This is a genomic window from Nocardioides sp. NPDC006303 (assembly GCF_040613175.1).
Taxonomy (GTDB): Bacteria; Actinomycetota; Actinomycetes; order Propionibacteriales; family Nocardioidaceae; genus Nocardioides.
On record NZ_JBEXRR010000017.1, the window covers coordinates 1 to 19,184 of the forward strand.

The following is a 19,184-nucleotide window of genomic DNA, read 5'->3' on the forward strand; positions in this document are numbered from 1 at the left end:
GGCGCGGAGGTGGCGCTGAGGGCGCGCTGGAGGTCGCGGACGCGCGTGGGAGGCGACCCCGCTTGCGGACCGGAGGACGAAGGTGTTCAGCAGGTCAGGCCCACTTCACCGCGGCCTCGGTCTCCACGCGGGGGAGACGGTCGAACCACGGGTTCTCGCCCGGGTGGCCGATGTTGACGATCATCTTGGTGGTCCAGTCACCCTCGGGGAAGAACTCCTTGTCGACGCCCGCGGTGTCGTAGCCCGCGATCGGGCCGGCGGCGAGACCGGCGGCGCGGACGGCGAGGATGAAGGCGCCGGCCTGCAGGCCTGCCGACCAGCCACCGGCACCGTGGCGGGCGGTCTCGTCGGCCTCGAAGTAGTCCTTCATCTCCGGGCGGATCGGGAAGACGTTCGGGATCTCCTCGTGCCAGTTGTTGTCATAGGCGACGATCGCGGTCGCCGGGGCGGCCTTCGTCTTCTCGAGGTTGCCCTCGGCGATGTGCGGGAGGAGGCGCTCCTTGCCCTCTCCCGTGCGCACGAACACGACACGCAGCGGCTGGGTGTTGGCCATCGTCGGGGTCCAGCGGGTGAGCTCCCAGACGTCGGCGAGCTCATCGTCGGTGACAGGGGTGTCGGCGAAGGTGTTGGACGTGCGCGCACCGGTGAAGACGATCTGGCGGCCGCGGTCGTCCAGCTTCTCGAGCGTAGTGGTCTCGAGGGCAGTGGTCTCGGTCATGTTGCTCTGAACTCCGTGGTTACTAGGGATATTCCGGTTACTTCGAAAATAGTAGTACCTCGGGATTCAGGCAAGTCCTGTACGCTGGGACCCATGCCCGCGACGAAGCCCGCACACGATCCGCAGGTGTGCAATGCCGCGCTCGTGCGGGCCTTCGACTTCCTCGGCAAGCGCTGGAACGGCGTCATCCTCGGCAGCCTGACCCAGGGCCCGCTCGGCTTCGCCGAGCTCAAGCGAGCGGTGGCCGGCATCAGCGACTCGATGCTCTCCGAGCGGCTCAGCGAGCTGGCCGGCCTGGGCCTGCTCGCCCGCGAGGTCGACCCCGGCCCGCCCGTGGCGGTCCGCTACGCGCTCACCGGATCCGGTGCCGCGCTCGCGCCGACCCTCGGCGCGCTCACCGAGTGGGCCGGCACGCATCTTCCGGCCGACCGCTGCTCCGAAGACTGACCAGTCCGAAAAATCATGCCGGCCCGCCACCGAGACGGTGGCGGGCCGGCCTGATGCCGATCCTCAGCGCTTGGCTGCCCTACCGAGGTCGAGGAAGACCGTCTCGCCGGTGGCATCCTCGAGACCGTCGTTGTCAGTGACCGCGTAGGCGCGACCGTCGGCGCCGATCGTGAAGCCCTCGAGCTTCTCCTGGGTCCATCCGTTGGTGGCCTGCAGTGCAGGCAGCAGGTCGTACGCCAGGCGCTTGCGCAGCGGGGTCACGGCGCTGAGCCCGGTGACGCCTCGGCGGGGCACGTCGATCGTGTAGACCCGCTTGATCGCGGCGGTGGTGCCGTTCTGCTTGTCGCGCTCGATGACGGCGAGGGTGTCCTCGTCGACGGCGGTGATCTCGGACAGGCCGAGCCAGTCACCGGCCACCGAGGTCGACTCCAGGCCGTAGCCGAACCACTCCCACTCGCCCGTCGCCGGGGTGTAGCGACCGATCCGGGCGGTGCCAGCGCCGTCGACGCCGGGCTTCTTCGCGGTCGAGTCGGCCCACAGCGGGCGCTGGAGCGCGACGTACACCTTCTCCGTGCGGCGCTTCCCGGTCACCGTGACGCCCTCGAGGCCCCACTTGCCGACCTTCTCGGCGATCTCCGTGGGCAGCGGCACCGTCTCGGCGATCCGGCCGTCGCGGTCGAGGCGGAGCAGCGCGTTCCCGGCACCGGTCCCACCCTCGTTGGCCACCCAGAAGCCGCCGTCACGACGGGCGGCAAGGCCCTCGATGTCGAGCCCTTCGGCCACCTCGCCCGAGGCGTCGGTGACCTCGAGGACGTCGTGGATCACGGCGGGGGAGCGGTTCACCGAGAGGGTGTAGATCCGGCCGGTGGCGTAGGCCGCGTCGCTGGCGGCGTAGAGCTTGCCGGGCTCGCCGGGCACCTTCGAGAGCGCACCGAGCGCACCCCAGCCGATCGGCTTGCCGTTCCGGGAGGCCGACTCCAGGGTCGGGAAGGACGACGACTTCCGCCCGAAGCCGTAGAGCGAGACCGACGCCCGCACCAGGTCCTCGGCCGAGTCCTCCTCCGAGGAGATGGCCAGCAGGTTGCGCGACGGGATCGGCAGCAGTCCCTCGGGGCCGTTGGTCGCGGGCAGCGCCTGCGTGAACCTCGGGGCCGAAGGCGTACGCATGTCGTAGACGGCCACGAAGTTGCTGCGCTCGGAGCCCACGAAGGCGTACGGGACGCCACCGAAGGTCTCGAAGGCCAGCCCCTCGGGCTCCGCGCCCTTCTTGGCGGCGCGGTCGTTGTTGTGCAGGCCGTACTTCGTGGCGAGGTCCTCGAACGTGGATCCGGCGTCCCAGACCACCTCGCCGGTCGCGGCGCGGAAGACGGTCCAGCCGCGGGTGCCGCCCTTCCAGTCACCCTCGTTGGCGGTGGCGACCAGGCCCTTGCCGACCCACTGGATCGAGTCGGGCTCGCGCGGCGCGTCGATGGTGTCGACCGGGTTGAACAGCCCGTCCTTGCTCGCGTCCACGCCGGAGACGACCGCGTTCCCGGCGCTCCACGCCGTCTCGACGGTCGCGGACGGGAGGTCGATGATCGCGACGCCGTTGTTCTCCTGCAGCGTGAGCGCGAGCTGGTTGTCGGCGTTGATGTCGACGTACTCCGGCTCGGCGTCCTCCGGGGTGTCCAGCCCCTTCAACAGCGAGGCGGGCAGCGCCACGTCGGTGATCCGCCACTCGGCCGGCCCGCCGTCGAGGCCGACGATCTTGACCGATCCGGCTGGCGCCTGGGGCAGGTCACCCTCCTCGCCGCCGTCAGGGGTGGCGGCCTCGTTGCGCTGGTTCTCCATCGCGATCGCGGCGTACGTCCCGTCGGGACTGACCGCGATCGAGTCGGGCTGACCGCCCAGATCGTACGAGGCCACCTCCTCGTGCGGGGCAGCCAGCGAGATCACGTCGATCCGCCCGGCACGGGTGCCGACGGCAGGCTCCTCGTCCTCCCACTCGGTGTCCTCGAGACCGGGGTAGGTCGACTCGTCGACGACGACGAGCGCGTAGTCGCCCACGATCGAGACCGACGTCGGCGAGCCGCCCTTCGCGCCGGCGACGTCGTGGCTGCCGATGCCCTTCGGGGAGGAGGGGTCGGTGATGTCCAGGAAGCCGATCCGGCCGCCGGCCGCGTCGGTGTAGGCCAGCGTCCTGCCGTCCTCGGAGACGGCCGAGATCTCGGCGACGGTCGGGTCGGCCGGGTCGACCCCGGCGGGCACGTTCTGGAGGACCGGATAGGTCGCGAGCCGGCTGAACTCGCGGTGCCGGCCCGGATCGGCGGTGGCGGTGCCACCGAGGACGGTCATCAGCGAGACGCCCAGGCCCCCGATGGCCAGGACGCCGACCCCGGCGAGTGCGAGGCGGTTCTTGCGGAGAAGCATGTGAGGGTTCCTCTCGGGGAATTGTTGCCGGAGGAACGATCCGGGCGGCACCGCACCCGGAGGCATCGACGTGATGACGAGGTGCCGACCTCGACGTGAACACCAGGTGGGCGTGGGTCGGAGTGGCCCTACCGACCGGTTAACGTTCCAATCGCCAGGCCCATCCGGCCGAGTAATAGGCTGACGGACGACACCCCGTCCCGTCCCTGACCCAGGAGTAGTTCAGTGGCATCGATCGACGCCGTAGGCGCCCGCGAGATCCTCGATTCGCGAGGCAACCCGACTGTCGAAGTTGAGGTCGTCCTCGACGACGGCACCTTCGCCCGCGCCCAGGTCCCCAGTGGCGCCTCGACCGGAGCCTTCGAGGCCGTCGAGCTGCGCGACGGTGGCGAGCGCTACGGCGGCAAGGGTGTGCAGAACGCCGTGACCGCCGTCGTGGAGACCCTCGCCCCCGCGATCGAGGGCTTCGACGCCGACGACCAGCGCGCCATCGACCAGGCGATGATCGAGGCCGACGCGACCCCCAACAAGGCCAAGGCCGGCGCCAACGCGATCCTCGGCGTCTCGCTCGCGGTCGCCAAGGCCGCCGCCGACTCGGCGGGCCTCTCCCTGTTCCGCTACGTCGGTGGCCCCAACGCCCACGTGCTCCCGGTGCCGATGCTCAACATCCTCAACGGTGGCTCGCACGCGGACTCCAACGTGGACATCCAGGAGTTCATGATCGCGCCGATCGGCGCGCCGACCTTCGCCGAGGCGCTGCGCATCGGCGCCGAGGTCTACCACGCGCTCAAGTCCGTGCTGAAGGAGAAGGGCCTGGCCACCGGCCTCGGTGACGAGGGTGGCTTCGCGCCCAACCTCGAGTCCAACCGCGCCGCCCTCGACCTGATCGCCGAGGCGATCGGCAAGGCCGGCTACGAGCTCGGCAAGGACGTCGTCCTCGCGCTCGACGTGGCCGCCTCGGAGTTCTACGAGGACGGGGCGTACCTCTTCGAGGGCGCGAAGAAGACCGCCGAGGAGATGACCGCCTACTACGCGGAGCTCGTCTCGGCCTACCCGATCGTCTCCATCGAGGACCCCCTCGACGAGGAGGACTGGGACGGCTGGAAGGCGATCACCGACGCCATCGGCTCCAAGACCCAGCTCGTCGGCGACGACCTGTTCGTCACCAACGTCGAGCGCCTCGCCCGCGGCATCGAGGGTGGTCAGGGCAACGCGCTGCTGGTCAAGGTCAACCAGATCGGCACGCTCACCGAGACCCTCGACGCCGTCGACATGGCTCACCGCGCCGGCTTCAAGACGATGATGTCCCACCGCTCCGGCGAGACCGAGGACACCACCATCGCCGACCTCGCCGTCGCCGTCGGCTCCGGCCAGATCAAGACCGGCGCCCCGGCCCGCTCCGAGCGCGTCGCGAAGTACAACCAGCTCCTCCGCATCGAGGACGAGCTCGGCGAGGCCGCCCGCTACGCCGGCGCCTCCGCGTTCCCGCGCTACCAGGCGTAGACAGTTCCGTACGCCGCGGCGGCCCGTGTCCTCAGGACACGGGCCGCCGCGCGTCTGCCGCCAGGAGGTAGGTCGTGGATGGGAGGATGAGCGACGTGGCAACGCAGGGACCCGGTCAGAGCAAGCGCGTACGCGGTCCTCGGGCCCCGCAGGGGCCGGGGCGACGGCCGCGTGCCCCCATCCCGGCCCGCCCGCCGTCGATCGGCGGCATCGGCGGCATCGATGCGCTGCGCAAGCGGCTGCGCCGGCCCAAGCTCACCGGCCGGGCGATGATGATCATCGTCGTGGCCGCCGTGATGGTGATCTCCTACGCCTCCTCGCTGCGCGCCTACATCCAGCAGCGCCACGACATCAACGCCCTCCAGACCGAGATCGCCGAGCGCAAGGAACACATCAAGCAGCTCGAGGAGCAGACCCGTCGCTGGGAGGACCCGGCCTACGTCCAGCAGCAGGCCCGGGAGCGGTTCGGCTTCGTGATGCCGGGCGAGACGGCGTACGTCGCCCTCGACGAGAACGGGGAGCGCATCCAGACCGAGCCGGAGCTCACCGACCCCGGCAAGGTGGGCAGTGCGGAGCAGCCGAAGGCTTGGTGGGACGATGCGTGGGGTTCCGTGCTGCTGGCCGGTGACCCGCCGGAGCAGACAGGAGACGGGCCGGAGTCGGAGATCGACCCGCCCAAGCAGAAGAAAGACTGAAGACATGGCGATCGATCCCAAGGACGTGTCAGCGATCACGGCACAGCTGGGACGCGAGCCACGGGGGATCCACGAGGTCGGGCACCGCTGCCCGTGCTCGCTGCCCGATGTGGTGACCACCGAGCCGAGGCTGCCCAACGGCACCCCGTTCCCGACGACCTTCTACCTCACCTGCCCGCGTGCCGCCTCGAAGATCGGCACCCTCGAGGGCACCCACGTGATGAAGGACATGGAGGCGCGGCTGGCGTCCGACGAGGAGCTCGCCGCCGCCTACGCCAAGGCTCATGAGGCCTATCTCGAGGCGCGTTACGAGCTCGGTGACCCGCCCGAGATCCACGGCATCTCCGCAGGTGGGATGCCCAACCGGGTGAAGTGCCTGCACGTCCTCGCCGGCCAGGCGCTCGCCCAGGGCCCCGGCGTCAACCCGCTCGGCGACGAGGTGCTCGAGCGCCTCGGCGAGTGGTGGAAGTCCGGTCCCTGCGTGGACCTGGAGCTGGAGGACGAGGAGCAGTGACGAGGGTCGCTGCGATCGACTGCGGCACCAACACCATCAAGCTCCTGATCGCGACGGTCACCGCCGACGGCCTGAACGAGGACGTACGCGAGGCCCGCATGGTCCGCCTCGGCCAGGGGATCGACCGCACCGGCGTGTTCGCCGAGGAGGCCCTGCAGCGCGCCTTCGGGGCCATCGACGAGTACGCGACGCTGATCCGCGAGCACGGTGTCGAGAAGGTGCGCTTCGTGGCCACCTCGGCCACCCGGGACGCCGCCAACGCGGCGACCTTCATCGACGGCGTACGCGCTCGGCTCGGAGTCACGCCCGAGGTCGTCACCGGGGCGGAGGAGGCGGCGCTCTCCTTCGGCGGCGCGGTCCGCAACCTGCGCGGCACCCCGGAGCCGCCGGTGCTCGTGATCGACATCGGCGGCGGGTCCACGGAGCTGATCCTCGGGGACGGCCCGGCGCTGGGCGTCGGCGCGTCCGACAGCATGGACATCGGCTCGGTGCGCATGCATGAGCGTCACCTGCGCTCCGACCCGCCCACGCGGGAGGAGATCGAGGCCTGCGTACGCGACATCGACGCCCACCTCGACGACTGCCCCGTCGACCCGGCGGCCGCCAACACCGTGGTCGCCGTCGGCGGCACCATGATCCAGCTGGCCATGGGGCTGCTCGAGCTGGCTGCGTACGACCGCACCGCCACCGACCACGCCGAGGTCGCGCCCGAGGACGTCTACCGGCTTGTCGACCGCCTGCTGGCGATGACCGTCGAGGAGCGGCTGGCGCTGCCCTGGATGCACCCCGGCCGAGCCGACGTGATCGCCGCCGGTGGAGTGATCCTCAGCCGGATCCTGAGGCGCTCGCGGGTCGAGTCTCTGCTGGTCTCCGAGTCCGACATCCTCGACGGAATCGCCTGGTCCGTTAGAGACTAGGCATGTCGGGGGACTTGATCTTGTGTTTGACGCCTAGGTTTGGGTTCACCGGCGTACCCATCAAACAGAACCAAAGCTGTCTCTCGGAAGGTCAAGACGTGAAAAAGCTCATCCTGCTTGCCATCGCCGCCGCTGGTGTCGGCGTGCTGGTCAAGAACAAGTCTGAGCAGCTGAAGGCCGGCGCGAACAAGGTCACCCATGACCCGCGCGTCCAGTCGGCCCTCGCGACCGCCTCGGAGAAGGCGGCGCCCATCAAGGAGAAGGCTGCTCCCTACGCCGAAGCCGCCAAGGCCAAGGCCGGTCCCTACGCCGCCACGGTGAAGGAGAAGGCCGGTCCCTACGCGGAGCAGGCCAAGGAGAAGGTCTCGGCCGCCGCCGAGGTCGCCTCCGAAAAGCTGCACCGCAACGGCTCCACCCCGGAGTCCACCCCGACATCCACCCCGGAGTCGACCACCGGCTCGTCCTCGAGCAGCGAGTACGGCGGCTACCCGCCTGCTCCGCCGGTTCCGCCGGTTCCGCCCTCGCCGTCTGCTCCGCAGGCCGGGGTCACCGGTGACCCGCTCACCGACCCGATCGCCCCGGCCGACCCGTACGCCACCGAGGTTCCGCCGCCCCCGCCGGCCGACCCCGACAAGGCGTCCTACGACGACCTGGGCGGTGGCGACACCGCGGTCAAGCCCACCTCGGAGGGCACGCCCGAGTTCGCTCCCGAGCCGGTCGACTCTCCCGAGGAGGAGAAGGACAAGTGGTTCCGCGGCTGAGCCGCAGCTAGAGCTGATCTGTTATAGCGGGGCCATCTGAGTCACCCGCGGTCCGCCAATGGCGGGCCGCGGGTGACAATGGTTTGGTGACCATCCACGCCATCACCGTCCTGGGACACGACCGCCCGGGGATCATCGCCGACACCACCGCCCGCCTGGCCGGACTCGGACTCAACATCGAGGACTCGACGATGACCCGGCTCCGCGGTCACTTCGCGATGACGCTGCTCTGCGCGGGTGTGGCGACCACGGAGGCCATTCAGGCCGATCTCGAGCCGATCGCGGCCGACGGCACCCTGACGGTCACGGTCTACGAGCTCCCCGAGGAGCAGCCTCCGGCCGGCGCCGGTCAGCTCTTCGTGCTCTCCGTCCACGGCGGTGACCGCCCGGGCATCGTCTCCACGGTGACCGCGGAGATCGCCGCCGTCGGCGGCAACATCACCGACCTGACCACCCGTCTCTCCGGGGACCTCTATGTCGTCGTCGCCGAGCTCGAGCTGCCGGCGGACGTCGACGTCTCCGTCCTCGAGGCGTCGATCAAGCGGGTCACCCAGGAGCTCGGCGTCGACGCCACCCTGCGGCCGATCGAGGCCGACGACCTGTGACGATCAACGAACGGGTGCTGGCCTGGACCGAGGCCGAGCTGGGTGTCGAGGGCAAGGTCCTCGAGGTCGTGCGCGCTCCCGCGCAGGTCCTATCCGTGCCCGGCAAGGACGTCGACCCCGCCGCCCCCGAGACCGTCCAGCTCGCCGCCGACCTGATCGCCACCATGCGGGTCTCGCCCGGCTGCGTCGGCCTGGCCGCCGACCAGGTCGGCGTCTCGGCCCGGGTCTTCTGCGTCGACGTCTCCACCCACGTCAAGACCAAGACCCACCACGGGACGTACGTCCTGTGCAACGCGGAGGTCGTCGAGGCCAGCCGCAACGAGAAGGCACGCGAGGGCTGCATGTCCGTCCCCGACCTGACCGGTGACGTGAAGCGGGCCTCCCGGCTGACCGTACGCGGCCAGCTCCCGGTCACCGGCGAGACCGTCGAGATCGTCACCGACGCCTTCGAGGCCCGCTGCCTGCAGCACGAGATCGACCACACCAACGGCCTTCTCTTCATCGACCGCGTCGCCGGCGCCCACGCGCTGCACCAGCGGCAGACGTACCTGTGACGCCAAGGGTTTGTTGATGCTGGGTGCGGGCGGTGGGATTCGAACCCACACGTTCGACAGGACTTTTAAGGTCCCCGGCTCGCCGTTGGCCTACGCCCGCTTGCGGTTCATGTTCTTGCCGCGGTAGGTGGGGGTCAGAGCGTGACAGTTCGGACAGAGTAGCTCAAGGTTCTCGAGACTGTTGTTTGCAGAGTTGCCGTCTCGATGTTCAAGTTCCAACGGAATCGGCTGGCCGAGCCATTCCGTTCCACCGCACCTGTTGCATGTAGCAGTGAAAACCCCCTCATCGATCAGGCGCAACCTGAGTCGGTGGGAGCTGATTGGATACTGGTTTGAAAGGTACGCCTCGAGGGAGCGCCTCGGTCCCAAGGGAACATTCTTGTTCCACGCCTGGCCTTTGAAGTGCGACGTATCTAGGTTCGCTTGCTCGATCGCCCCACGAATTACGCGGTAATTGCCCCCTGCGGGGCGTAGGCCGAGTCGCTTTAGCACTTGGGCAATGGAGATGGATGCAATCACCGCGTGCTCGAGATCGCTGGCTGTCCATGCCCGTGCTTGACCCGGCATACGAGTCAGTATGGCACGTCAATGCGTCTGCCGTTGATGCGACTTGCGGGGGACGCGACCATGGAACATCGGGGTTGTCCCGGACGTTGAGTGAGACACAGGGCCGGTACGCTGGCCACAGGAGCCGCCACCGTGGCGGAACCTTTCCAGTCGCTTTCGAGGAGTGACCCCCAGATGCAGAGCAACAACCCGGTGTTCCGTAGGGCAGAGGGCTTCGGGCAGCCGTCGCAGAACGCCTACGGCAACGCGACCTACGGTGGCAACGGGGCTTCGTACGCCGGCTACGGGCAGGACCCGAGCCAGTGGTCGACCGGCGGCCCCGAGGCTCCCGCCACGGGCGCCCCCATGACGATCGACTCGGTGGTGCAGAAGGGTGCGATCACGCTCGGCGTGGTCTTCCTGGCGGCCATCGCGACGTGGATCATGACCCCCGACATCAGCTCCGACGCCAACCTCGCGCCGCTCTACCTGGCCGCGACTCTCGGTGCCGGTGCCGCGTTCATCCTGTCGTTGGTCAACTCGTTCAAGCGCGTGGTCAGCCCGGCGCTGGTCCTGGCCTTCGCTCTCGCCGAGGGCATCGCCCTGGGTGCGCTCAGCAAGACCTTCGACGCTCTGTTCGGGGGCGGCATCGTCGTCCAGGCCGTGATCGGCACCTTCGCCGCGTTCGCGGGCACCCTGGCTGCTTACAAGTTCTTCAACATCAAGGTCGGCAACAAGTTCCGCACCTTCGTGATCGCCGCCATGTTCGGCATGGTGGGCCTGAGCCTGATGGAGCTCGTGCTCGGCATGTTCGGCGCCAGCTTCGGCCTCTTCGGCTTCGGCACGCTCGGCATGATCACCGCCATCGCCGGCCTCGCGCTCGGTGTGTTCATGCTGATCCTCGACTTCGACCAGATCGAGTACGGCATCCGTGCCCAGCTCCCTGAGCGCGAGTCGTGGCGCGCCGTCTTCGGTCTGACCGTCAGCCTCGTCTGGATCTACACCAACCTGCTCCGCCTGCTGGCGATCTTCCAGCAGGATTGATCGAACGAACCAACAGAACCGCCCCGCTCCGAAATGGAGCGGGGCGGTTTGTTTGTCGTCAGCGCTGGGAGTGGTGGGGCTCGGCCACCGGGGGAGTCTCGTCGGGGCGCTCGCCCCGGCGAGGCTCGCGGTGCTCGTTCTCGAAAGAACGAGCGCGGGCCCAGTTGCGGCCGAAGCGGCCACGGGGGCGCGGAGCCGGGTCGATCTCGGTTCCTGGCCGGATGACGGCGCGGAGGGAGGCCGCTGCCAGCGGCATCACCTGCTTGCCGTTGTAGGTCTCCAGGATGGCGTTCTCGTCGCCGACGAGGCCGAGCACCGAGAGCGTCGGCGGCACGAGCACCTCCCCGAGGGCGTGGTAGCCGGCGGCGGAGGGGTGGAACTGGTCGGCGCCGAACCAGAACGCCGGGGTGGCCTTGAAGGCCGGACCGAGGACGTCACCCAGCGACACCGTGTGGCCACCGGCGCGGATGACGTGGAAGATCTGGCCGGCGGCGATACGGATCGACCAGGCCCGCATGATCGACCGCAGCGGCGGCAGGATCGGGGTGGCGGTGCTGAGGTCGGGGACGGTGCCGACGAGCACGGTCACGCCGGCCTCCTGGAGCCGGATGACGGCCTGGGCGAGGTGGCTCACCGCGACCCGCGGGCGCACCCGGCGGATCACGTCGTTCGAGCCGACCAGGATGACCGCGATGTCGGCGTCGGCGGCGATCGCCTTCTCGACCTGCGGGTGCAGGTCGGAGGACTTGGCGCCGATCTCGGAGAGGTCGTGCAGGCGCACCGGCCGGTGCGCCTTCTCGGAGACGCCGGAGGCGAGGACGGCGCCAGGCGTGTCCTCGACCTCGGTCATTCCATAGCCTGCGGCACTCGAGTCGCCGAGCAGCGCGATGCTGATCGGTCGGCCCGGATGCCGTGCTCCGTACCACCCGGTCGGGGAGGGTGCCACCGGCATCTTGACCTGATGCGTCGCTTTGACGGCAAGCGCCGCTTCCGCGACGAGGACCCCGGCGAACGCGGCCGTCGCGGCCAGAACACCCCCGCCGGCGTACGCGGTCTTGCGTGCCAGACTCTTCTTCGCCACGGGGACCACTCTAAAGTCTTCGGCCCATTACCGGGCACTCAGTATCGGGATATAGGGGATCTCACCTAGTGGACATACGCTGTGGCCATGGAGTACGTGGACTCGCTTCTCGACCTTATCGGCAACACTCCGCTCGTTCGGCTGGAGCGTGCGTTGGACGGCGCCGGGGCGTCCCAACCGGGGGAGGGACCGCTGGTTCTGGCCAAGGTGGAGTACCTCAACCCGGGCGGTTCGGTGAAGGACCGCATCGCCACCCGGATGATCGAGGCGGCCGAGGCGTCCGGTGAGCTGAAGCCGGGCGGGACGATCGTGGAACCCACCTCCGGCAACACCGGTGTCGGCCTGGCGATGGTGGCTCAGCAGAAGGGCTACAAGTGCATCTTCGTCTGCCCCGACAAGGTCAGCGAGGACAAGCGCAACGTGCTGAAGGCCTACGGCGCCGAGGTCGTCGTCGCGCCCACGGCCGTGCCGCCGGAGCACCCCGACTCCTACTACAACGTCAGCGACCGGCTCGCCTCGCAGCCCGGTGCCTGGAAGCCGAACCAGTACGCCAACCCGAACAACCCGCGCTCCCACTACGAGGAGACCGGCCCTGAGATCTGGCGCCAGACCGAGGGGAAGATCACCCACTTCGTCGCCGGTGTCGGCACCGGCGGCACGATCTCCGGGATCGGCCGCTACCTCAAGGAACAGAACCCCGACGTCCAGGTGATCGGCGCCGACCCCGCCGGGAGCGTCTACTCCGGCGGCAGCGGGCGGCCCTACCTGGTCGAGGGTGTCGGTGAGGACTTCTGGCCGGAGACGTACGACCGCGATGTCGCCGACCGGATCATCGAGGTCTCCGACGCCGACTCCTTCGCCTACACCCGCAGGCTCGCCCGCGAGGAGCAGCTGCTCGTCGGCGGCAGCGCCGGCATGGCTGCGTACGCCGCCAAGCAGCTCGCCGCGGAGCTGGCCGGCACGCCGGAGGGCGAGAACGCCGTGATCGTCGTGCTGCTGCCCGACTCCGGGCGCGGCTACCTGACCAAGGTGTTCAACGACGAGTGGCTGGCGCAGTACGGCTTCGCGACCGGCGAGGCCGGCAAGCAGACCGTCGGCGACGTGCTGCGCGGCAAGTCCGGCCGGCTGCCCGACCTGGTCCACACCCACCCCGGCGAGACCATCGCCGAGGCGGTGCACATCCTGCAGGAGTACGGCGTCTCGCAGATGCCCGTCGTCCGCGCCGAGCCGCCGATCGTGGCCGCCGAGGTCGCGGGCTCGGTCTCGGAGCGGACCCTGCTGGAGGCGCTGTTCACCGGCAAGGCCAAGCTCACCGACTCCGTCGAGGAGCACATGTCCCCGCCGCTGCCCTCGATCGGCTCCGGCGCCGACGCACACGACGCCGCCCACACCCTGGGCTCCTCCGACGCGCTGCTGGTGCACGAGGACGGCAAGCCCGTCGGTGTCCTCACCCGTCAGGACCTGCTCTTCTTCCTCACCAGCTCCTGAGTCCGCGGATACCCTCCCCCCTAGCGGGGGAGGGTCGCGTACGCCATGATGCGTGCTCATGATGGCGAACCCCCACCGCCGAAGCGGAGCCCGAGGCACTTCTGGTCGCCTTGTAGCGATTGCTGCGGCGTCTGTGATCTCCCTGGTCTCCCTGACTGCATGTGGTGGTGGGGACAGCAGCGGCGGTGGTGATCGGCCGAGCGTCGAGGACATCGAGGGACAGATCACCCAGAGCAGCCAGGACCAGGTGACCGAGAAGCAGGCCGCATGCCTGGCGAAGACCTACTACGAGTCGGACCTCTCCGACGAGGCGGTACGCCTTCTGGTCGAGGCCGAGGACGTCTCCAAGATCAGCCCGGAGGATCTCTCGGAGGCGGACCAGAAGGCCAGCAAGGAGCTCTACGAGCCGCTGGTGAAGTGCCTGTCGCCGGCTGAGTAGTCGCCGTTCGGTGCCGGCCGGAGCCAGGTGTCGGCCACCCGGGCGAGGTCCTCGCGACCCGAGACCCCGGTCTTGCGGCTGATGTTGTGCAGGTGGGTCTCGACGGTGCGGGTGCTCATCTCCAGGTCCGCTGCCAGCGAGGCGGTCGTGGGTCCCTCCGGGAGCAGCCGAAGCACCTCGCTCTCGCGTCCGGAGAGGCCGATGTGGGTGGCCGCGCGACGGAACATGCCGGCTCGGCTGCCGGAGATCTCGGAGCGCTCCCAGGCGGTGTCGAGCGTTTCGGCGGCGCCGGCCAGGTCGCCGGCCTCGCGCTGGAGGATCGCCAGCGAGATCGCGGCCCTGGTCACGAAGACGAGGGCGCCGGCGTCGGCGAGCTTCACGATCGCCTCGCGGAGGCCGTCGACGTCGCCGGCGGCCGTGGTCGCGGCGTACGCTCCCATGCCCTGCAGCAGCGGGCTCTCGGTGCCGGCCGCCAGGCTGGCGGCCCGGGTGATGTGCTTGTTCTCGTTGGCGCCGCGCTCGACCGCCTCGACGGCGAGGAAGATGCCGCCGGTGATGTAGCCGGCGTCCAGTCGCTGGCCGACGAGCTCGCACAGCTCCTTGAGGCTGGGCATCCGGCCGCTGGCAGGGGCCATGATGCTGGCCACCATCCCGGGCCAGGGGCCGAAGGCCACCTTCGCGCCGCCGATCTGGGAGGCCAGGCTGCGGGCGTACTCCGGGCGGCCCTGCGCCATCGCGATCTCGGCGCCGAGGGTCAGAATGCCGGTGTGGGCGACATCGCGGTAGGCCGCGACGCTCGAGGAGGCGAGGCTCTGGAAGGCCGCCTGGCTCGCCTCGGTCAGCCGGCCGGCGATGCTCAGACCGAGTACGCAGAGATAGGCGTGGGCCTGGATGAGCATGGCGCTCGAGCTCTGGTTGGCCGCCTCGAGCTGCTCGCGGGCGAAGTCGATGCCACGTTCCAGGTCGCCGCCGAGCATGTCGGCGAGCCCGATGAGGAAGGCGTGCAGACCGGCGGGCAGCGGGTTCTCCGGGCGCTGGCTCTCCAGCAGGTTGCGCGCCTGCTCGACCATCCCGGCGGCGAGGAGGCGTTCGGCGGCGACAACTCCGAGCATCTCGGGGCCGACCGTGTCGCGCGGGTCGGGATCGACCGTGGGCACCTCGGGGACGTACTCCGTCTGGAACTGCAGGTGGGCACGGGAGGCCTCGAGCGTCGCGGCGAAGGTCGGCAGCCGCTTCAGCCCGTCGTCGAGCACGGCCTTGGCGGCGTTCAGATCGCCCAGCTCGACCGCCTTCCAGGTGGCGAACCAGGCCAGCATCCAGGCCGACTCCTGGGTGTCGGTCAGCGGCGTACGCCGTTCGACCTCCTCGATCTGGTCGCTGGGCGCCGCCGTGTTGCGGAGGGCGACCAGCAGCGGCAGCGCCGTCTCGGGTGAAGGCATCTCGGTCCAGGAGCGGCGCGCGCGGGTGACCTCGTCGGCCATCTGGCGCAGCGAGCGCTGGTGGAGCAGGGCGGCGTCTGCGCCGCGGGGACGGTGGGTGGCGTAGTCGAGGAGCGGTTGCTCGGCGGCGAGGTGGTTGCGCGCGATCACCAGACCGAACGCCGAGCCCTCGGTGATCAGGTAGTCGCCGATGAGCGGCGGGTAGAGGCCCACGACGCCACTGCCCGGGCCGTCCTCGCTGTGCCGCGCCAGGCCGTGGGCGAAGAGCGCGTCGAGCACGTTGCGCTCGATCATCTTCTCGGCCTCGTCCAGGGGCACCGGACCTGTCACCGCGAGCGCGGTCGCGCCGTCCCAGGCGGCCTGGTCGAGCCCGGCGACCAGCGGCTCGACGGCAGAGGCCAGCTCAGGAGCCCAGCCCGTACGCCGCGGCAGCCGCCACAGTCCGTCGAGCTGCTCCAGGACCCCTGCCCGCGGCCCGACGGTGGCGATGGCCCGGACCAGGCCGAGCAGGCCGCCGGTCGCCATCGCGATCCGGGCCAGGGAACCGGCCTCCACCGGCCCGCCGAGGATGCCGCGGCACACCTCGTGCACCTCGTCGACCTCGAGCGCGGGGCAGCGGACCTGGACCGACGGAGCGATGCCGAGCATCAGCGTGTTCTCGGCGACGGGGTGCTGGTGGCGGCTGCTGGTCACGGCCAGGAGTCGTCGTTGGCGGTGGATGTTGCGCAGGGCGCCGACCGAGTAGGTGTCGAGCGCGTCGGCGTCGTCGATCACCAGGACGGTGCCGTTGCCGAGCTGCTTGCTCAGTGCCGTGGTCATCTCGCCGATGGTGCGACGGGGGCCGGTGGGCGTCGCGCTGCCGATGCCGGCGGCGGTGAGCGCGGCGAAAGGCTCGTTCTGCCAGGCGCGGTGGCCGCTGATCTGCAGCACGGACCGGCCTTCGTCCTCGAGCCGGTTGGCGACCAGGGAGCAGAGCTCGCTGCGTCCGGATCCGCGGGGCCCCACCAGGTGGACGCTCAGGCCCGCACCGACGTAGTCGATGACCTCGTCGACCACCCGCGCGAGGACACCTTCGCGATCCGACATGCTCACCCCCTACCTCAAGGTACATCCAAATGCATACCGGATTTTCTGTGGGGACGCTGTATCGCCCGCGTATTAGGTCTACTGATACGCAGGTTACCTGTTTACAGTACGTAAACAGTCCGTCCCAGACCGCAACCTCTGGCCACAGATGATGAGATAGTGATCTCACGGGCTGAGGTTCTCCTCGGCCTGTAGCACTGAGTGACACCAGGTTGCCGCATCGGCTCCCCCATCTGTATGCGGCCCTGGTGGCACGAAGACCTGAGAGCCCGGCCGTCCCGGACTCGAGGTCGCGATCATCCCCCCGCGGTCGTGACCTCGAGCCCAGGGCGGCCGGGTTTCTTGTGTGCCCGCGACTGTGCCCACGACTGGTCGAGGTGCGGTGGCTCACAAGAAACGTATGCCCCCGGGAGGGGGTGATGAGGTTCGTGTTGCTCCAGTGACATAGTGACTGCCGTGGACAGCGTCCTGGAGTTAGCCAGGTGGCAGTTCGGCATCGTGACCGTCTACCACTTCCTGTTCGTCCCGCTCACGGTGGGACTCACCATGCTCGTCGCCGTGCTGGAGACGATCTGGCTGCGTACGAAGAACCCTGAGTGGCTTCGGCTGACCAAGTTCTTCGCGAAGCTCTTCCTGATCAACTTCGCGCTCGGTGTGGTCACCGGGATCGTGCAGGAGTTCCAGTTCGGGATGACCTGGTCGGACTACTCCCGCTTCGTGGGGGACGTCTTCGGGGCTCCGCTGGCGATCGAGGCGCTCCTCGCCTTCTTCCTGGAGTCGACCTTCCTCGGGCTGTGGATCTTCGGCTGGGACAAGCTGCCGCGGGCGCTGCACAACGCGTGCATGTGGATCGTCCACCTCGGCACCCTGGCGTCGTCGTGGTTCATCCTGGCGGCCAACTCCTGGATGCAGCACCCGGTCGGCTACAAGTTCAACGAGATCACCGGCCGCGCCGAGCTCACCGACTTCTGGGCGGTGATGTTCAACAAGGTGCAGCTGGGCACGTTCCCGCACGTCATCCTCGCGGCGTACCTCACCTCGGCCGCCTTCATGCTCGGCATCCTGGGCTGGCTCTACCTGCGCCGGCCCGGCGAGAACAACGCCGACCGTCCGATGCACCGGCGCGGGATGGTGCTGGCGGCCTGGATCATGGTCTTCTCCGGCATCGGGGTGGCGGTCTCGGGCGACATCCAGGGCAAGATCATGACCGAGGTGCAGCCGATGAAGATGGCGGCCGCGGAGGCGCTGTGGGAGACCTCCGACTCGTGCGCGCCGTTCTCCATTCTGACGATCGGCACCCGCGACGGGAAGCACGAGAAGTGGGCGCTCGAGGTGCCCTGCGTGCTCTCCTTCCTCGGCACCGGCACATTCGACGGCAAGGTCGAGGGCATCTACGACCTGCAGGAGCAGTATCGGGAGACGTACGGCTCGACGCCGGGCGCGACCTACTACTCACCCGGCGACTACACCCCGAACATCCCGGTCACCTACTGGACCTTCCGCTGGATGATGGGCCTGGGCGTCGTCGGTAGCCTCATCGGGCTGGCGGTGCTCTGGTTCACCCGCCGGGGACGTACGCCGACAGGGCTGGTCGGGCGCTTCCTGCCCGCGCTGGCGATCTCGGCGCCGGTGATGGTGCTCCTGGGCAACTCGATGGGCTGGATCTTCACCGAGATGGGGCGTCAGCCATGGGTGGTCTTCGGGGTGCTGACGACCGCCAACGGCGTCTCGCCGGGCGTCGAGCCCTGGGAGGTGTGGATGTCGCTGATCGGTTTCACGTTGCTCTATGCCGTTCTCGCGGTGGTCGAGGTCGGCCTCCTCATCAAGTATGTGAAGAAGGCTCCGGACCCGTTCGTCGAGCCACCCGACCCCTCCCTGCGCGGCTCCGACTCGGACGCCGACGAGCCGATGAACTTCGCGTACTGAGGAGCAACTGATGGAACTCACGACTGTCTGGTTCTGCCTCATCGCCGTGCTGTGGATCGGCTACTTCGTCCTGGAGGGCTTCGACTTCGGCGTCGGGATGCTGCTCCCGGTGCTGGCCCGCGACGACCGCGAGCGGCGCGTCATGATCAACACGATCGGCCCGGTCTGGGACGGCAACGAGGTCTGGCTGCTGACCGCGGGCGGGGCGACGTTCGCGGCGTTCCCGGAGTGGTACGCCACCTTGTTCTCCGGCTTCTACCTGCCGCTGTTCCTCATCCTGATCGCGCTGATCGTGCGTGGCGTCGCCTTCGAGTACCGCCACCAGCGGCCCTCGGTCACCTGGGCAGGCTGGTGGGACCGCGCGGTGATCTTCGGGTCCTACGTCCCCGCGTTCCTGTGGGGTGTGGCCTTCGCCAACATCGTGCGCGGGGTGCCGATCGACGCCGACTTCGAGTTCACCGGGACGGTGCTGACGCTGCTCAACCCGTACGGCCTCCTCGGCGGACTCGTCACGCTGTCGCTGTTCGTGACCCACGGTGCGCTGTTCATCGCCCTCAAGACCGACGGCGAGATCCGCGGCCGGGCCCGTGCGCTGGCGCTCCGCGTCGGGGTCGTCGCCGCCGTGCTCGCCGTGGTGTTCCTGGTGTGGACGCAGGGGCTGACCGGCAACCTCGGCACCGCCGTGATCTTCGTGGTGGCGGCGCTCGCGCTCGTGGGCGGGCTGGCGGCTGCGTACGTCGGTCGTGAGGGGTTCGCCTTCGCGGGCACCTTCCTCGCCATCGGACTGGCCGTGGCGGGGCTCTTCGTTGGGCTCTTCCCCGACGTGATGCCCTCGAGCACGGACGTCGCGAACTCGCTGACGACGACCAACGCCGCGGCGACGCCCTACACGCTGAAGCTGATGACCATCGTGGCGGCGGTGTTCACGCCGATCGTGGTGGGCTACCAGGCCTGGACGTACTGGATCTTCCGCAAGCGGATCTCGATCCATCACATCCCCGCCGCCCATTGA

The 19,184-nt window shown here is 69.3% G+C and carries 17 protein-coding genes and 1 tRNA gene; 13 read left to right on the top strand and 5 right to left on the bottom strand.

Going from position 1 to position 19,184, the window contains the following annotated elements:
- Positions 1–94: 94 nt before the first annotated feature.
- Positions 95–718, bottom strand: a complete 624-nt coding sequence (locus ABZY89_RS14740) for a malonic semialdehyde reductase (protein WP_355228266.1) — start codon at positions 716–718, stop codon at positions 95–97.
- A gap of 93 nt (positions 719–811) precedes the next feature.
- On the opposite strand from ABZY89_RS14740, the gene ABZY89_RS14745 reads away from it, so the two are divergent.
- Complete coding sequence (locus ABZY89_RS14745) at positions 812–1,165, top strand: helix-turn-helix domain-containing protein (protein ID WP_350662075.1); 354 nt, start codon at positions 812–814, stop codon at positions 1,163–1,165.
- Positions 1,166–1,228: 63 nt separating this feature from the next.
- Here the strand turns inward: ABZY89_RS14745 and ABZY89_RS14750 are convergent, their stop codons facing one another.
- Positions 1,229–3,574 carry an esterase-like activity of phytase family protein gene (locus ABZY89_RS14750; RefSeq protein ID WP_355228268.1) on the bottom strand — a complete coding sequence of 782 codons (2,346 nt, stop codon included), beginning with the start codon at positions 3,572–3,574 and terminating at the stop codon, positions 1,229–1,231.
- A 225-nt stretch (positions 3,575–3,799) separates the two neighbouring features.
- Here ABZY89_RS14750 and eno point away from each other — a divergent pair, with 225 nt between their 5' ends.
- The 7 genes from eno to def all read left to right on the top strand — a co-directional run bounded on the left by eno (position 3,800) and on the right by def (position 9,123).
- Positions 3,800–5,077, top strand: a complete 1,278-nt coding sequence (gene eno, locus ABZY89_RS14755; RefSeq protein WP_355228270.1) for a phosphopyruvate hydratase — start codon at positions 3,800–3,802, stop codon at positions 5,075–5,077.
- A 95-nt stretch (positions 5,078–5,172) separates the two neighbouring features.
- Positions 5,173–5,772: a septum formation initiator family protein gene (locus tag ABZY89_RS14760; protein ID WP_355228272.1), complete on the top strand. Its 600-nt coding sequence runs from the start codon at positions 5,173–5,175 to the stop codon at positions 5,770–5,772.
- A gap of 4 nt (positions 5,773–5,776) precedes the next feature.
- Positions 5,777–6,286 (top strand): DUF501 domain-containing protein, encoded by a 510-nt coding sequence (locus ABZY89_RS14765; RefSeq protein WP_141803236.1) that lies wholly within the window; start codon positions 5,777–5,779, stop codon positions 6,284–6,286.
- Complete coding sequence (locus tag ABZY89_RS14770) at positions 6,283–7,203, top strand: Ppx/GppA phosphatase family protein (RefSeq protein WP_355228273.1); 921 nt, start codon at positions 6,283–6,285, stop codon at positions 7,201–7,203. The genes ABZY89_RS14765 and ABZY89_RS14770 overlap by 4 nt, the downstream gene beginning before the upstream one ends.
- Positions 7,204–7,301: 98 nt before the next feature.
- Complete coding sequence (locus ABZY89_RS14775) at positions 7,302–7,964, top strand: hypothetical protein (protein ID WP_355228275.1); 663 nt, start codon at positions 7,302–7,304, stop codon at positions 7,962–7,964.
- Positions 7,965–8,050: 86 nt separating this feature from the next.
- Positions 8,051–8,569 (top strand): ACT domain-containing protein, encoded by a 519-nt coding sequence (locus tag ABZY89_RS14780; protein ID WP_355228276.1) that lies wholly within the window; start codon positions 8,051–8,053, stop codon positions 8,567–8,569.
- Positions 8,566–9,123, top strand: coding sequence for a peptide deformylase (gene def, locus ABZY89_RS14785; RefSeq protein ID WP_355228278.1), 558 nt, complete (start codon positions 8,566–8,568; stop codon positions 9,121–9,123). Before ABZY89_RS14780 ends, def begins: the two co-directional genes overlap by 4 nt.
- A 24-nt stretch (positions 9,124–9,147) precedes the next feature.
- Here the strand turns inward: def and ABZY89_RS14790 are convergent.
- Positions 9,148–9,223 (bottom strand) — tRNA-Leu (locus ABZY89_RS14790).
- Positions 9,224–9,864: 641 nt separating this feature from the next.
- On the opposite strand from ABZY89_RS14790, the gene ABZY89_RS14795 reads away from it, so the two are divergent.
- Entirely contained in the window at positions 9,865–10,713 is an 849-nt protein-coding gene (locus ABZY89_RS14795) for a Bax inhibitor-1/YccA family protein (RefSeq protein WP_355228280.1), read from the top strand.
- Positions 10,714–10,771: 58 nt separating this feature from the next.
- Here the strand turns inward: ABZY89_RS14795 and ABZY89_RS14800 are convergent, their stop codons facing one another.
- Positions 10,772–11,794, bottom strand: coding sequence for an SGNH/GDSL hydrolase family protein (locus ABZY89_RS14800; protein WP_355228282.1), 1,023 nt, complete (start codon positions 11,792–11,794; stop codon positions 10,772–10,774).
- Between the two features lie 87 nt (positions 11,795–11,881).
- Between ABZY89_RS14800 and ABZY89_RS14805 the strand changes: the two genes are divergently transcribed.
- Positions 11,882–13,282, top strand: a complete 1,401-nt coding sequence (locus tag ABZY89_RS14805) for a cystathionine beta-synthase (protein ID WP_355228283.1) — start codon at positions 11,882–11,884, stop codon at positions 13,280–13,282.
- Between the two features lie 133 nt (positions 13,283–13,415).
- Positions 13,416–13,721 (top strand): hypothetical protein, encoded by a 306-nt coding sequence (locus ABZY89_RS14810; RefSeq protein ID WP_355228284.1) that lies wholly within the window; start codon positions 13,416–13,418, stop codon positions 13,719–13,721.
- On the opposite strand, the gene ABZY89_RS14815 is transcribed toward ABZY89_RS14810, so the two are convergent.
- Positions 13,682–16,246, bottom strand: a complete 2,565-nt coding sequence (locus tag ABZY89_RS14815) for a LuxR C-terminal-related transcriptional regulator (RefSeq protein WP_355228285.1) — start codon at positions 16,244–16,246, stop codon at positions 13,682–13,684. The genes ABZY89_RS14810 and ABZY89_RS14815 overlap by 40 nt on opposite strands.
- 456 nt (positions 16,247–16,702) lie before the next feature.
- On the opposite strand from ABZY89_RS14815, the gene ABZY89_RS14820 reads away from it, so the two are divergent.
- Positions 16,703–18,172 carry a cytochrome ubiquinol oxidase subunit I gene (locus tag ABZY89_RS14820; RefSeq protein WP_355228287.1) on the top strand — a complete coding sequence of 490 codons (1,470 nt, stop codon included), beginning with the start codon at positions 16,703–16,705 and terminating at the stop codon, positions 18,170–18,172.
- Positions 18,173–18,182: 10 nt separating this feature from the next.
- The gene (gene cydB, locus ABZY89_RS14825) at positions 18,183–19,184 is read left to right on the top strand and encodes a cytochrome d ubiquinol oxidase subunit II (protein WP_355228289.1); all 1,002 of its coding nucleotides are present in this window, start codon (positions 18,183–18,185) and stop codon (positions 19,182–19,184) included.